Raw genomic sequence first — 13,116 nt, 5'->3', positions numbered from 1 at the left:
TAGCTGTTTCACCGGTAAAAATTTGGATAAGAGTATCTTAAACAGGCACATCTCTGAGAATAGAACCATGCTTTATGGCTGTACCGGCAGTGAAAAGAAAAAACGGACGCCATCTTTCGTGTTTTCCACACCATAAACCGCATGATGAAGCTCCAGTATTTCCTTGGCTATGGAGAGTCCAAGACCCGTACCTGCTTTGGATGTCCGCGCCTCGACACGGTAGAATTGATTCCATATCTTTTTCTTATCTTCCTCTGCTATCGGGTTCCCCTGATTTTCTACGCTGATTTCTGCTGTCTGTCCATTGCCTCTTACAGCAATGAGGATTGCATGTCCGTTCTCCGTATGCCGGATGGCATTACTGAGAAAATTAGTAATAACGCGACTGATTAGTCCTTTATGCCCCACCACCATTTGAGAACAAAGGCTTAATGTAAGAGAAAGATTTTTCTCCTGTATTTGCTCGGCCAGCGACCCGCATACTTCGGTAATCGCTTTATCGATTTCAAAAGGAGCCATTTCAGGCTTATAGGTACCCGATTCAAACTTAGCCAGATCCAGCATATTCACAATCAGCAAATCCGTCCGCTGTATTTCGTCTTCCATCGCCTGAAAGTAATGTTCCCTTTTTTCAACTGCAATTCCGTCTTTTAAAATTGATAGACAACTTTTCATAACAGCAAGCGGCGTTTTCAGTTCATGAGACACCCCGGCAATAAATTCCTTCCGTGTATTTTCCAGTTGCTTCTCTTTATCCAGATCCTGCTTCAACTGACCAATATACGCTTCCATCCGTCTGGACAGGCCATTGATATTTTGGGATAACTGACCAATTTCATCCCCGGAACGCACCGGCAGCTTTTCCGTAAAATCCATTTTTGCTATTTTCCCTGTGATCCGGTTGATGGATAGCAGCGGTTTGGCCAGCCACTTGGAAAGAATAAAAGCCAAAACGATAACACACAGAAAAGCCAAGCCAAAAAAGTAAGGATAGAATTCCCGGATCACCGCGATTGCTTCATCCACCGGTTGCAGAGAGGTCATAGCAAAAATATATCCTGTTACGCCATTTTCCCTAACCGGTTTAACGATGATCTTATATTCCGCAAAATTTTCTGTGGCCCTAAGTTCTTCTGTACGTTGAAGAGGTTTTGCATTATCCGCCAGCAGACCAGCTTGAAATTCTTTTACCTGTTCCAAAAAATAACGTTCCTGGTAGGGAAACGATATATCCTCCCTGCGTTCCGGAAATACAGTTTTCGTGATCGTTCCCCTGTATAGGCCAGTGCTGATGTGACTATAAGCTTGATCGGCCTGAGGCCCATGCAGCTTATTGGCAATGTTTAAATTTATGACTCCCGTCGAATGAGTTTGTATGTGATAAGGTATCCTTTCATCTGCCATATTAACGGTATCAATAATCACCTCATCGCCGACCTTTAAGGAAGAGAGAACATCAGAAGAAAATTCTCCTGTAAAGGAATACATAGGTATTCGCCAATGATCCTGGGATTCATTATTCAATTTCACTTCGATAAAGTAATTTTCTACATCCCGGACACGTCCATATTCATCCAATTTGGTAATCCAGACATGGTTATTCTTATATAGCTCCACCGATGCTGCTTCCGCACCTTTTTTCGCTTCCAGATCCGAGTACTGGTCCATATTTATTTTGAGAGTATCCGATTTCTTATCAATATAATATTGCTCAAAAAAATAATTTTGCGTGATGCCAATGAATAAAAACATCGTTGAGAATAATAGAGCTGTCAGCACAAACCATTTAAAAACGATACTTTTTTTCATAGCCGTTCCTCTTCAAATTTATATCCCGAACGGATAACCGTAACAATGCAAGCGCCTTTACTGCCCAGCTTGGCGCGCAGGTTTCTGATATGGCTGTTCACGGTCTTTTCATCACCATAAAAATTATATCCCCATATTTTAGCGATTAATTGCTCTCTGGTAATGACAGTTCCTTTATTTTGCATTAAGTAAGCGAGAATTTCAAATTCAGTATGAGTTAGATTAATGGTATTACCATCTACAGAAACAAGTCTTGATCCCCTATTTATGACAATACCGCCGGCTGATATCAGCATTCCATCCACAGTACCCGAGTACTTTTCAAGAAACCGTTTCACTTTTGCCATTAGAACCCGGGGACTATAGGGCTTGATCAGATAATCATCCGCTCCCAGCTCATATCCCAGCAGAGAGTCATCCTCATCTGAACGCGCAGTTAAAATGATGATAGGGATACTGGAGTTTTTCCGTATTCTGCGGCATACCGACCAGCCGTCAAGCTTTGGCAGAACAATGTCTAAGATAACTAAATCAACAGAATTTGATTGAAACAGTTCTAAAGCTGTTTCTCCATCTGCGGCCTCTAATGCCTGATATCCATCTTCAATCAGATAATCTATTATCACTTCACGTAATATATCTTCATCTTCAACAACTAATATTTTATTCATATTAAACCCCATCTGTGTCCTTACAAACTTAATTAGGTTTATTGTGATAAACTATGTATCTTTTCAAGAATACCTTACAAGTGGCAAGAGGACATTACGTTTTGCCACTATTCAACTAATATGGTTATATTATGATCATATTTTTTCTTTGCTATATAAAATACATAGCTGTAATATTCCTTAAAACGTTTATATATATCGGCTTCTATTCTTCCGGCTTCGATAAACTGTTTTAGATCTTCTGCATAATCATATTTTTTTAAAAAATCCTCCGATCTATCAAGTATCGGCTGATAATAATTCTCTATCCAACAGCTTTCGGGGAGCACAAAATGAGCAACCGGTGTATATCCATTGGCCTCGATCACTGCGATTTTATTAGAAATCGTATCAATCTCAGCGTAGTTTTGAGTCCAATACTTCTCTACTTCCTGAGGGCGGGTATCAGTAAGCCACGATATTTCCGAAACAGCAATGTATCCGCCTGCTTTTAAAATTCTTTTCCAATCTTGAAGTCCTTTTATAAAGCCAATATTATATATGGAACCCTCAGCCCAAATTAGGTCGAAAGCATTATCTGGATAAGGCAATTCAAGCATTGACCGACATTCTGTTGTAACCCTGTTTTCCAACTTTTTATCTAAAATCTTTTCATTTAATTTTTCTAAAAATACCGGAAGCATGTCTATTGCAACAATTTTGCCGCTTGTATTCTCAGCAAGTGTCATGGTTTGGGCACCAGTTCCGCAGCCAATATCAATGATTTTTGAGTTATCACTCAGATTATCTATAAACATAAGCGCCCTCTTGGTCTCCTGGTCACTGCCCGGCCCCTGACGCAGAGCATCTTTGTGAAAATCAATCATTAAATCTAGTAAATCCATTTTGTTTATATCCTCCGAAATTTCTTTATTCCCTTTAAATGTTCCAAACGCTTTGTAAGGGTAAGCCTTTTTCTTTTCTCGCCGCATCAATTACCTTTTGAATAAATTCTGTTTTTGAACGTGTATACTCCTCCATGGTGCTGCCATTTTTTATTGCAGATCTCTTTTTCATTTCTCCATATTTAAAAACCAGTTCCGGATGCTTTCGCAAATAATCCCTAAACAAAAATTCATTTCTTATATAAAATCCATTATCATACGGGAAAATATGCAGGTTGTGCGTCCATACACCCTTAGTATATTTTGAAAACAAATACCTACCTGTCATATCAGTGGGTGTGTAACGATAATTTCTCATGTTAAATATATCTTTATAAAAGGACAACTCCATAAATGGTAAAACACCAATAGAGAGATCAATAATAGGCCTTGCTTTATCCCTCGAACCACAATGTCATTAGAATTATACACTCAACGGCCTTGAACGGTCAAAAAAATTGCCGCCTAAGCTGGTTGAGCCTTGGCGGCATGGAGTATCTGCCATCCTCTTGAAAGGCCATACTCCTCTAGACAATGTTATAATCCTTATTGGGAAGTTTGTTTTTTAGAATCAAGTATAAATAAGGACGCATCTTGATTCATGAATATTTTATTACCAGAATAAAAGGTTTTAGATTTAATTTCTTTGAATCCAATTTTAGTCATAAGATCAATAAGTTTTTCCTGATCAAATCCGTTATGAACCTTATCTGAAATAATTTCTTCATTTTTATTAAAATCTATAATCAGTAAATGTCCTTCTGGATTCAGTACTTTATATAACCTTGATAAAACCAACTCCACATTATTAATATGAAGTAAAACTTGAGCCATAAAAACATAATCGGCATGTATATCTGATCGGAATGCCGTTTCAAAATCAAAGCATAACGTATCTGCATTCTGGATATTGGAGTCAGTAATTTTTTGCTTTATCTGTTCAAGCATTTTTTGCGAGGTATCAAGAAAAAGCATAGAATAAAAATCATTAAGCAAATTCATCCCAATGAGTCCAGTTCCACATCCAAAATCAATAGCACTTTTATCTTTACCGTTTACTATATATTCGCGAATGGCGTTTGATGTTATCTTTGCTATTTTAATTCTTTCATAAGTATCATATTTATTTGCGATTGCTTCAAAAATATCGGTATTTCCCATGCTTTACCTCCAATCTGATTTTTTCATTAAACCAAAAATCTTCTGCAACAATACTGCGCACTCGGTTTGCCTCTAAAAGAGGAGGCTGAGATTCGCCTATCAATGCCTAACACTGTTCTAAAATAAGTGGCCAGTCGAGAATATTTTTTATTGTGCCAATATACATACCAATAGCTACTCTTTATTGATTCTCCGAGATGTTCCTACCCTTCACCTTAGGCAATACCCATTTATAACATATTTACTTTTTTCTTTGGCTTTAGACAGATATGACAAAAATTATTTTGATTTTATCACCAAGTAATATTTCCCTCTTATCAATTCCTCTTAGCTTTTTTCTCTATACTTCATTTAATCTCCATAAATTACCACAACAGGTTATTTTACTTTGTTATTACACCATATGTCAAACGAAAGTCTCCCATAAATTGTTGTGATCTTTTGAAATTAATATAGTTCTTGACATGAAATTTTTATTCGACTACGCTTGATTCAAGAGATGACGTCAACTCTCAATACAACGAATGGAGAGTTAAAAAATGTATCATGGAAGATTTACCGGGACTCATTATGAGGTTGGATACAAATGGGGGCGTATGCTGCTCAAAAACGGGAAACATCTGAACCATTGCCCTACCTTTGCCCTAACAGAGGATAAATATGCCTTCGCCAGAGAATGCGTCAAAGAATATCAAACCTATTTTCCCAAGGTTCTCGATGAAATTCAAGGGATTGCGGACGGTAATGAAGTGCCTCTGCAAATCATTCAGACACTGCTGTTTTGCATGTACTGTTTTGAATTCGACAACAAATGCACCTGCTTTGCTTTCAGCTCGGGGGAGGAAATCGTTTTTGCAAGGAACAGCGATTTTCTTGTAAGCCTTGAAAAACTCTACATGAATTGTCTATATCGTCTCCAAAACGGTTATTCATTCAATGGAAACACAACCGCCTTTGTGCAGATGGAAGACGGTGTCAACCAGCACGGTCTTGCAGTCGGGCTGACTTTTGTCTATCCTAAGTTGCGAAAGCCGGGATTCAACGCCGGTATGTTGCTGCGGTATCTTTTGGAGAAATGCAAAACAACCGCTGAAGCTATAGAGCAACTGCACAGGCTTCCCATCGCATCTGCACAGACGCTAACCATTGCAGACAAAAGCGGCGAAATCGCTGTGGCAGAATGCAACCCCAGGGAAATTGAAATCATCCGACCATGCGTTGGGGAGAAGTTTGTCGCGACAGCCAATAATTTCAATTCTGAAAAAATGCGATCTTACCGTAATCCAGAGATCGACGACTGGCGCTCGGAGGATCGCTATCTAAATGCTTGTGCCGCACTTAGACAACATAAAAGTGGTTATAGCGTAGCTTTTGCACAGGAAGTACTATCCGGTAAATACGGATTCATGTGTCAATATGACCGCAAACAAAACGCCGATACTGTCTGGTCTGTTGTTTACGACCTCAAGCGAAAGCAGATTTGGCGCGTAGAGGGGAATCCCGCAAGGAAATGTTTTAAAGAAGATAACCGGATGAAATTCAACTAATCCACAGGTTTGTTGTTCAGCACCGAACGGATAAGTATATGTAAATGGTTATCCATGAGCACATAGGCTAAAATTTCACAATTATATCTTTTCTTGTATCTTGCCACAAGTTTAAGGTATTTCTCTTTATCACAACAATCCAGAAAGATATTTTCCCGGTTATTTCCCCGGGCAATAACATGATAGATTGCCTTGCATAATGAACCCTCGGCTTCCTGGCCATAATGGTCTTTGATAATATTGTTTTTTGGGGTTTATTGTATAATGACATTTAAAACAAGTCAATAAGTCAGGCCTGAACATCCCGCTCGATTTGTCAAGAGATTTTATCTGCCAGAGCCAATTCAGTAAAATATTGGAAGTTAGGCAGTTGAAACGACATCCCATTCTCCCTAGCTACCATAAAATTATGTAACAGGAGATTGTTTTTTTCTTCGTATAGACGGTTGTTTTTTACCATGCTCCAAAAGACACGGGTAATGTGTCTACCTAACGAACGCAAGGCCTGATTGTGCTTTTTCCTTCGGTCCGTTTCTTTTCATAATATGCTTTTGATTCAGCTACTTTGCGGATATGATGCCCCATGCCTACCATCATGGCTGCCTTAGCCCGTTTATTAATTTGTTGCGGCGATTTCGTTCCCTTATGCTTGCCGGAGCTGTTGTCAAGCGGAGCCATCCCTAAATAGATAGCTAGACTGGCTTCTGACGCAAATCGTGTCATCGTCCCAATTTCGCCACTGACCTCCGCTGCGCTGATCGTCCCGAACCCCGGGATGCTGTCAAGGATTCTTGCTAGTAAAGACTGTTTAACCAAAGCCTCCAGTTGGGCTTCCAGCGAATCAATTGCTTCCTTTAGTTGCAGCAAGCGTTTGGCGTCTTCTATAATCATCGGTCCCACCCAGGCAATTTCCGATCCAAAGACGGCGCTGGACTGCCATCGTGCCAACACGCCGCTTTGGTCACGCCTATGCCGGGAATGCTTCGGATGGTGGCCGGCCTCAGTCTGGCTAGCTGGCGTAGATCGGAACGAAAGCTGAGGAAGCGCAATACATAGAGCGCATCCACTTTATGAATGATATCAAGAAATCCTGGGCACACAGATTGAAGGTCCACTTGCATGCGGTTTTGCACATTGACTTTCTCCTGTACTAATTGTCTGCGGCGGCGACTGAGCCGTTTGAGCTGCTGTTCGATCTCGCTGACGGTCAATACGGGTTGCAGGGATTCTTTGACCTGCTCCATAAAGGGAGCCATCATCATAAGCGTGACCATCTGTTGTGCATCAATACTGTCCGTTTTGGCCGGAGACGCAAATATTTCTTTAAACCGCGCTAATTTTAAGTTGTTGACATTCAAGAGGGTATACCCTTTGTCTTTAACAAGTTGATCTAAGGGCCGGGCATAGCCGTTAGTGCCTTCCATACCGACGACAACCGGCAAGCGTTGGCGTCGTGCCTGTTCACTAACACGCCCAAAGAAATACGCAAAGCCGCGAGCGTCATGTGTGATTTCAAATTGTTCTGTGATCCCGCCCGGTCCACCAATGGCGACGTGATGCTTGCGGCACCCTACATCCACGCCGACTAACAGGTGCTGTTGTTGCATATACAACCCCTCCCTTTATGGCGCCACCCTGTTGTTATCCAACATCACGTCTACTAACAGAGCCACTTCCCGCAGGACGGCATCATCCCGGTAAATGTCATGGATAACAACAAAACGAGGGCGGCATTTCAGAGCCGAGTTAACTCATTTTCATGAGCAACTAACCCCACGAGCCACACCCTCGTCTGTTGTCAGTTTATCATCTTTTTATGGGTGTCGCTACCAATTTCCATGGTAGACCCCACAACCCTAGCAGGGAAGTACGGCACAGTGCCCGGTATGCGATTGAAAGCTTAAAATTTACTCTTTCGCATTAATCATAAACTTTTTTATCTTTTTTAATTCTTTAAATCTCTTAGAATTCACTGCTGCGGACCCCCAATATGAGAAAAAGCAAATAAATATGTTCCAACTTCTTACTTTCGATACAGTTTTAAAATGAACTTTTCCAAACCGGTTATTGACGTTGCGGGGACAAACGTCCTTTTCCATTCCCCCATAATGAACCTTGCACCAAACGTGACCTGAAATATGTTCCTTCACAATGACCCCATTATATTCTCCCTCAGGAATAATATTTTTGGTCGAATATACCAATTTGCTTTCAAAACCTAATTTCCTCAGAATGTAATTCAAAGCACTTGCCTGCTGCCAGCAGTAGCCACGACCTTTTTGAAAGGCTCTCAGCGGAAAATCAAATGAATTCGTATACGAGTATTTCATATTTGAATTGACAAGCCTTTGTGCATATTCGATTAATTCAATTCCTTCCAAACCGGATTTTTCACATTGTTCGATGGCTTCTTTTATTTCCATTTTTTAATTCACCTGATTATCTGCTGATTGTTTAGACAAAAGATAACAAACTTCCACGTGCCTTGAAGATCTAAAAAAGATGCGGCTTGACTGATGAGGGCTTGCTGGAAATAATCTATGGTGGGAAGTTATTAATTTATCCTTTACTTCAACAAAGCCTTATGATAAGTTTTCTTCCCTTTACGTATCTTGACACCGTTTTTCAATTGTTCTGAAGTAATATTACAATCAATGGATTCAACTTTAACATCATCAATAAATAAGCCACCCTGCTGAATCAGACGTCTTGCTTCACTCTTAGAAGAAGTTATACCACAAGCCACCATCAAATCCAAAATACCGATAACTCCATCCCTCAAATGCTCTGCTGTTATTTCAGTAGTTGGCATATGGGAGTCATCCGTGCCATCTGCAAAGAGAGCGTGAGAAGCCTTCTTTGCCTTTTTTGCTTCTTCATCACCGTGAACCAGCTTCGTCAGTTCATACGCTAGAATTTCCTTGGCATCGTTTAGCTGGCTTCCTTCCCATTTATCCATTGTATCAATCTGTTCAAGGGGAAGGAAGGTTAGCATACGTATGCACTTAAGAACATCAGCATCTCCAATATTACGCCAATACTGGAAGAATTCAAAAGGTGAGGTTTTACTGGGGTCAAGCCAAACAGCACCCTTTGCAGTCTTTCCCATCTTATTGCCTTGGGAATTCATTAGTAGTGTAATGGTCATGGCGTAGGCATTTTTGCCCAACTTACGACGAATCAGTTCCGTACCACCCAACATATTAGACCACTGGTCATCGCCACCAAATTGCATATTGCATCCGTAATTCTGAAATAGATAATAAAAATCGTAGGACTGCATAATCATATAATTTAATTCCAGGAAGGAAAGACCCTTTTCCATTCTCTGCTTATAACATTCTGCGCGCAGCATATTATTTACAGAAAAATGGGCCCCTACATCACGGAGCAATTCAATGTAATTCAGCTTTAAGAGCCAGTCTGCATTGTTAACCAGGATTGCCTTGTCATCGCCGAACTCAATGAATCTTTCCATCTGCTTCTTAAAGCAATCGCAGTTATGCTGGATTGTTTCAGGTGTCATCATGGAACGCAAATCAGTACGCCCCGATGGATCACCAATATATCCGGTACCACCGCCTAAGAGAACTACCGGTTTGTTTCCTGCCATTTGTAAACGCTTCATAAGGCATAATGCCATAAAATGACCAACATGCAAAGAATCCGCAGTTGGATCGAATCCAATATAAAATGTTGCTTTCCCGCTATTAATAAGTTCTTTAATTTCTTCTTCGTCGGTAACCTGGGCAATCAGTCCACGGGCTACCAGTTCATCATAAATTTTCATTATAACGACTCCTTTGTCAAATATTTAATAATAAAAATACCCTCTGCTCCAATTGGAACAGAGGGCAAAAATTGCGGTACCACCTCTGACTCGGAAATTCCTCACAGAATTCCCCTCAACAAGTGCAAACACACTCCCACGCTGTATCGGGCGTACCCGTCAAACCCTACTATCAATTCAGGCGGCGGCTCCAGGATGTATTCGAATCAGTGTGTCTGCAGCCTCTCACCAACCGGATGCTCTCTGAATGACTAAAACTGACCTACTTCTTCCTTTCACAGCTTTTGCATAATTTAATTTTATTAAATTTTAATCGAGGAAGCAGTAAAAGTAAAGTCACAGAATGATACAAATTTGTCATTCTGCTTCAGTTATATATTTAAAATATCATTTGGTAAGGTGTGTTTAAGCAAGCATACCAGTTTGTTCTTTTCCATTTTCATTTTGCCAAGCAGCTATTCTATAGTTCATTGTATAGATTTCCTTTTAGTGACCCTCTGCCAATATGGACTTCGTCAGGCAAACTTACTTCAAGCGGTGCTTGTGGAACCTGGATCTCTTTACACAGGTCGAAAGTATTTTCTGTACGCCTCTCTTCGGTTTGGATGCAGCATGTTTAAGATAAAATCAATATTTACCAACACGCTATTTCCGGCTGCATAGTCCTTGTGGCTGCTCCAGGGGTAGCCGGTTCCGAAGCTTGGTACGGCATCACCTTGGATAAAGGGGTCTGGTCAATACGGATAAGTATATGCAAATGGTTATCCATGAGCACATAGGCTAGAATTTCACTATCTTTTCTTGTATCTTGCCACAAGTTCAAGGTATTTCTCTTTATCACAACAATCCAGAAAGATGTTTTCCCGATTATTCCCCCGGGCAATAACATGATAGATTGCTCCTGCATAATGAACCCTCGGTTTCCTGGCCATAATGGTCTCCTCGATAATATTGTTTTCTTGGGTTTATTGTATAGTGAGATTTACAACAAGTCATAAGTCAAGCCAGACCCCATAACCCGGCAGGTCGGACTTAGGTTTTCTTTCCATAATATTTCTCAATCCTCCAGCTTGGTTGGGAACCCCCCGACTCATTGATCTTCCTGTAAAACTCCTGCAAATAGGCCAAATCGAGAGCAGAGGACTTTTCAATAACATCCGTACCAATTGTTTTTACGCCATCTAGGCCGAAAATCACTCTGGACAAGGTGATTGTGATCAAATAGTCCGGATTTTGCTGTATACGGATATCTCTCATCGGCAATATCTCATCTGCCGCCGTCGCCAGGCGCGCTATTCTCTTTATTGATTCCCCTACTTTGATAGAAGCGACTAGCTAATCCCTCGCACTTTCGATTCGTCTTAGTTTCTCAGTGTCCCGAGCCGGAGGTGAACCGAAGAATCGGGAGTACTCCCGATTAAATTGTGAGGGGCTCTGATAGCCAACTTGATACGCGGCACTGGCTACTGCATAGCCCTCAAAGGCAATGAGGTTTCTAGCCTCCAAAAGCCTTAATTGCTTTTGAAATTGAATCGGACTTAGACCCGTTGCCCGTTTAAACTGACGATGAAAGGTATTTATAGCCATACCAGATTTTGATGCCATCTCACCGATGCCTATTGGCCTCGTATAGTTATCGCGTAGCCATTTTACAGTCTGAGAAATCCTAGAGAAATTACTTTCCCGCAAACCAAGTTGCCTCAGATACCATCCCTGTGGTCCCATCAGAACGCGATAAAGGATTTCGCGTTCATAAGCTGGTGCAAGAGCTGGAATATCTCTTGGTGCTTTCATTAATCGCAATAAGCGCAGCCAGGCCTCCAAAAATTCCATGTCTATTTCACAAGCTGCGAAAGGTTCAGAAGCAGTTGGTATTAGATCTTCAGGAAGATCTCTTAATAAGCTCTGAAGAACATTCTGATTCAACTCAAGACCGAGGGCCATATAGGGACGGCCATCACGGTCCGAATGTACACGCGCCGTTGCGGGAACATGTACCGGCAACACGTGATATGACGGACCTTTCAGGGTAGTACTGCGCTCCCCAATTGAAAGAATCTTTGTTCCTTGAACCGTAAAACCAATCATCGGCTTGTAGAACGCTGCGAGTTGATGGGCGGGAATGTCTCCCTTGATCATGCTTAGCCCCGGTACTCCGGTTTCGATTGGTCGAGTGCCTGCCTTTTTCATGAGATCGATAACTTCATCTAAAACTTTATTCATATACATATTCTATCACACGGCTTCCTATTCCCCAACCCAACTCTGAAACCATCCGGCATTTTTAGGCTCTTTCTATAATAATTACAGCGGATAATACGGGTGTTTTGAAAGCATTGTTGGTGGTTTTAGGCAATTAAAAAGCACTATTGGATCTAGGTTATTTCAGCAGAAACGACTAAAATAGAACCCAGACCGAACAACAAAAAGGAGGATCTTATGAAAATTGCAATCGTAACCGGTGGAAGTAATGGCATTGGAAAAGCGACCGCGCTTGAGCTTGGCAAGCGCGGAATTGGCGTCATTCTCACCTACAATTCCTATAAGGATAGGGCAGAAGCTGTCGTTAAGGAAATTGAGAAGAATAAAAGAGTTCGGGCTGTAGCACTGAAGTTGGATCTAACTCAAACATCAACATTCGAAGGTTTCGTTCTGGAAGTGAAAAAGAGCCTCCAAGAAATTTGGAACAGAACAACTTTTGATTACTTAGTTAATAATGGCGGGGTTGGTGGGCCAATGATGTTCACTGAGATGAGCGAAGAGTACTTCGACAAGATTCTTAATACGAACTTCAAAGGACCCGTTTTTTTGACCCAACACCTCGTCCGATTCATGGATAATGCCGGAGCCATTGTAAATACCACGAGCACAGCCAAGAACCAATCATTTCCAGGCTACTCCGCCTACGGCTCGTTAAAAGCAGCATTCTCATCCTGGACTCGCTACATCGCCAAAGAACTGGCACCGCGCAGAATTCGGGTCAACGCCGTTTCGCCCGGTCCTACGCACAGCAATTTTGGCGATGGAGCATTCAATAAACATCCTGAATTCATCCAGCCGCTGGCAGAGCAATCTGTATTTGGCAGAATCGGCCAGCCCGAAGATCTTGCGAAGGTCATTGTGAACCTATTGTCCGATGATTTCGGCTGGGTTACAGCCCAGGACATTGAAGTGTCTGGCGGACATTTGCTTTAAGAATATCAGGACGACCTGAG

At 41.4% G+C, this 13,116-nt stretch carries 14 protein-coding genes and 1 other annotated feature; of the genes, 2 read left to right on the top strand and 12 right to left on the bottom strand.

The annotated features are described in order from the left end of the window. Positions 1-72: 72 nt before the first annotated feature. The 5 genes from DESRU_RS07280 to DESRU_RS07260 all read right to left on the bottom strand — a co-directional run bounded on the left by DESRU_RS07280 (position 73) and on the right by DESRU_RS07260 (position 4,564). The gene (locus DESRU_RS07280) at positions 73-1,809 is read right to left on the bottom strand and encodes a HAMP domain-containing sensor histidine kinase (RefSeq protein ID WP_013841467.1); all 1,737 of its coding nucleotides are present in this window, start codon (positions 1,807-1,809) and stop codon (positions 73-75) included. After that, entirely contained in the window at positions 1,806-2,492 is a 687-nt protein-coding gene (locus DESRU_RS07275; RefSeq protein WP_013841466.1) for a response regulator transcription factor, read from the bottom strand. Before DESRU_RS07275 ends, DESRU_RS07280 begins: the two co-directional genes overlap by 4 nt. Before the next feature lie 95 nt (positions 2,493-2,587). Continuing rightward, a complete protein-coding gene (locus DESRU_RS07270) occupies positions 2,588-3,451 on the bottom strand; it encodes a class I SAM-dependent methyltransferase (protein WP_207635965.1) in 864 nt (287 codons plus the stop codon). Next, positions 3,399-3,788 (bottom strand): GrpB family protein, encoded by a 390-nt coding sequence (locus DESRU_RS07265; RefSeq protein ID WP_274377005.1) that lies wholly within the window; start codon positions 3,786-3,788, stop codon positions 3,399-3,401. Before DESRU_RS07265 ends, DESRU_RS07270 begins: the two co-directional genes overlap by 53 nt. 161 nt (positions 3,789-3,949) lie before the next feature. After that, positions 3,950-4,564 (bottom strand): class I SAM-dependent methyltransferase, encoded by a 615-nt coding sequence (locus DESRU_RS07260; protein WP_013841464.1) that lies wholly within the window; start codon positions 4,562-4,564, stop codon positions 3,950-3,952. A gap of 539 nt (positions 4,565-5,103) precedes the next feature. On the opposite strand from DESRU_RS07260, the gene DESRU_RS07255 reads away from it, so the two are divergent. Continuing rightward, positions 5,104-6,111 (top strand): C45 family autoproteolytic acyltransferase/hydrolase, encoded by a 1,008-nt coding sequence (locus tag DESRU_RS07255; protein WP_013841463.1) that lies wholly within the window; start codon positions 5,104-5,106, stop codon positions 6,109-6,111. Here the strand turns inward: DESRU_RS07255 and DESRU_RS21735 are convergent. The 7 genes from DESRU_RS21735 to DESRU_RS07225 all read right to left on the bottom strand — a co-directional run bounded on the left by DESRU_RS21735 (position 6,108) and on the right by DESRU_RS07225 (position 12,130). Then, positions 6,108-6,254 (bottom strand): transposase, encoded by a 147-nt coding sequence (locus tag DESRU_RS21735; protein WP_420794912.1) that lies wholly within the window; start codon positions 6,252-6,254, stop codon positions 6,108-6,110. The two genes, DESRU_RS07255 and DESRU_RS21735, sit on opposite strands and share 4 nt — an antisense overlap. 346 nt (positions 6,255-6,600) lie before the next feature. Beyond that, positions 6,601-7,059, bottom strand: a complete 459-nt coding sequence (locus DESRU_RS21115; RefSeq protein WP_207635964.1) for a transposase — start codon at positions 7,057-7,059, stop codon at positions 6,601-6,603. After that, positions 6,999-7,718: an IS110 family transposase gene (locus DESRU_RS21110; protein WP_207635963.1), complete on the bottom strand. Its 720-nt coding sequence runs from the start codon at positions 7,716-7,718 to the stop codon at positions 6,999-7,001. Before DESRU_RS21110 ends, DESRU_RS21115 begins: the two co-directional genes overlap by 61 nt. A gap of 300 nt (positions 7,719-8,018) precedes the next feature. Continuing rightward, positions 8,019-8,534, bottom strand: a complete 516-nt coding sequence (locus DESRU_RS07245; RefSeq protein WP_013841462.1) for a transglutaminase-like domain-containing protein — start codon at positions 8,532-8,534, stop codon at positions 8,019-8,021. 143 nt (positions 8,535-8,677) lie between these two features. Further along, positions 8,678-9,901, bottom strand: coding sequence for a tyrosine--tRNA ligase (gene tyrS, locus DESRU_RS07240; protein WP_013841461.1), 1,224 nt, complete (start codon positions 9,899-9,901; stop codon positions 8,678-8,680). Positions 9,902-9,958: 57 nt separating this feature from the next. Further along, positions 9,959-10,189, bottom strand: a binding site (T-box leader). A gap of 503 nt (positions 10,190-10,692) precedes the next feature. Further along, positions 10,693-10,833, bottom strand: a complete 141-nt coding sequence (locus DESRU_RS20765) for a hypothetical protein (RefSeq protein WP_187290620.1) — start codon at positions 10,831-10,833, stop codon at positions 10,693-10,695. Positions 10,834-11,236: 403 nt separating this feature from the next. Then, entirely contained in the window at positions 11,237-12,130 is an 894-nt protein-coding gene (locus tag DESRU_RS07225; RefSeq protein ID WP_013841459.1) for an AraC family transcriptional regulator, read from the bottom strand. 210 nt (positions 12,131-12,340) lie between these two features. Between DESRU_RS07225 and DESRU_RS07220 the strand changes: the two genes are divergently transcribed. Then, on the top strand, positions 12,341-13,096 hold the full coding sequence (locus DESRU_RS07220) for an SDR family NAD(P)-dependent oxidoreductase (protein WP_013841458.1): 756 nt from the start codon (positions 12,341-12,343) through the stop codon (positions 13,094-13,096). Positions 13,097-13,116 lie beyond the last annotated feature (20 nt).

Source organism: Desulforamulus ruminis DSM 2154 (assembly GCF_000215085.1).
Lineage (GTDB): Bacteria > Bacillota > Desulfotomaculia > Desulfotomaculales > Desulfotomaculaceae > Desulfotomaculum > Desulfotomaculum ruminis.
Note: the sequence above shows the minus strand (reverse complement) of the source record. Positions and strands in the feature narration are given on the sequence as shown.

Excerpts from the sequence above, each read along its gene's own strand:
- DESRU_RS07270 (WP_207635965.1), bottom strand. The coding sequence starts at position 3,451 with ATGCGGCGAGAAAAGAAAAAGGCTTACCCTTACAAAGCGTTTGGAACA.
- DESRU_RS07280 (WP_013841467.1), bottom strand. The coding sequence starts at position 1,809 with ATGAAAAAAAGTATCGTTTTTAAATGGTTTGTGCTGACAGCTCTATTA.
- tyrS (WP_013841461.1), bottom strand. The coding sequence starts at position 9,901 with ATGAAAATTTATGATGAACTGGTAGCCCGTGGACTGATTGCCCAGGTT.
- DESRU_RS07260 (WP_013841464.1), bottom strand. The coding sequence starts at position 4,564 with ATGGGAAATACCGATATTTTTGAAGCAATCGCAAATAAATATGATACT.
- DESRU_RS07220 (WP_013841458.1), top strand. The coding sequence starts at position 12,341 with ATGAAAATTGCAATCGTAACCGGTGGAAGTAATGGCATTGGAAAAGCG.
- DESRU_RS07245 (WP_013841462.1), bottom strand. The coding sequence starts at position 8,534 with ATGGAAATAAAAGAAGCCATCGAACAATGTGAAAAATCCGGTTTGGAA.
- DESRU_RS07225 (WP_013841459.1), bottom strand. The coding sequence starts at position 12,130 with ATGTATATGAATAAAGTTTTAGATGAAGTTATCGATCTCATGAAAAAG.
- DESRU_RS07255 (WP_013841463.1), top strand. The coding sequence starts at position 5,104 with ATGTATCATGGAAGATTTACCGGGACTCATTATGAGGTTGGATACAAA.
- DESRU_RS21110 (WP_207635963.1), bottom strand. The coding sequence starts at position 7,718 with ATGCAACAACAGCACCTGTTAGTCGGCGTGGATGTAGGGTGCCGCAAG.
- DESRU_RS20765 (WP_187290620.1), bottom strand. The coding sequence starts at position 10,833 with ATGGCCAGGAAACCGAGGGTTCATTATGCAGGAGCAATCTATCATGTT.
- DESRU_RS07275 (WP_013841466.1), bottom strand. The coding sequence starts at position 2,492 with ATGGGGTTTAATATGAATAAAATATTAGTTGTTGAAGATGAAGATATA.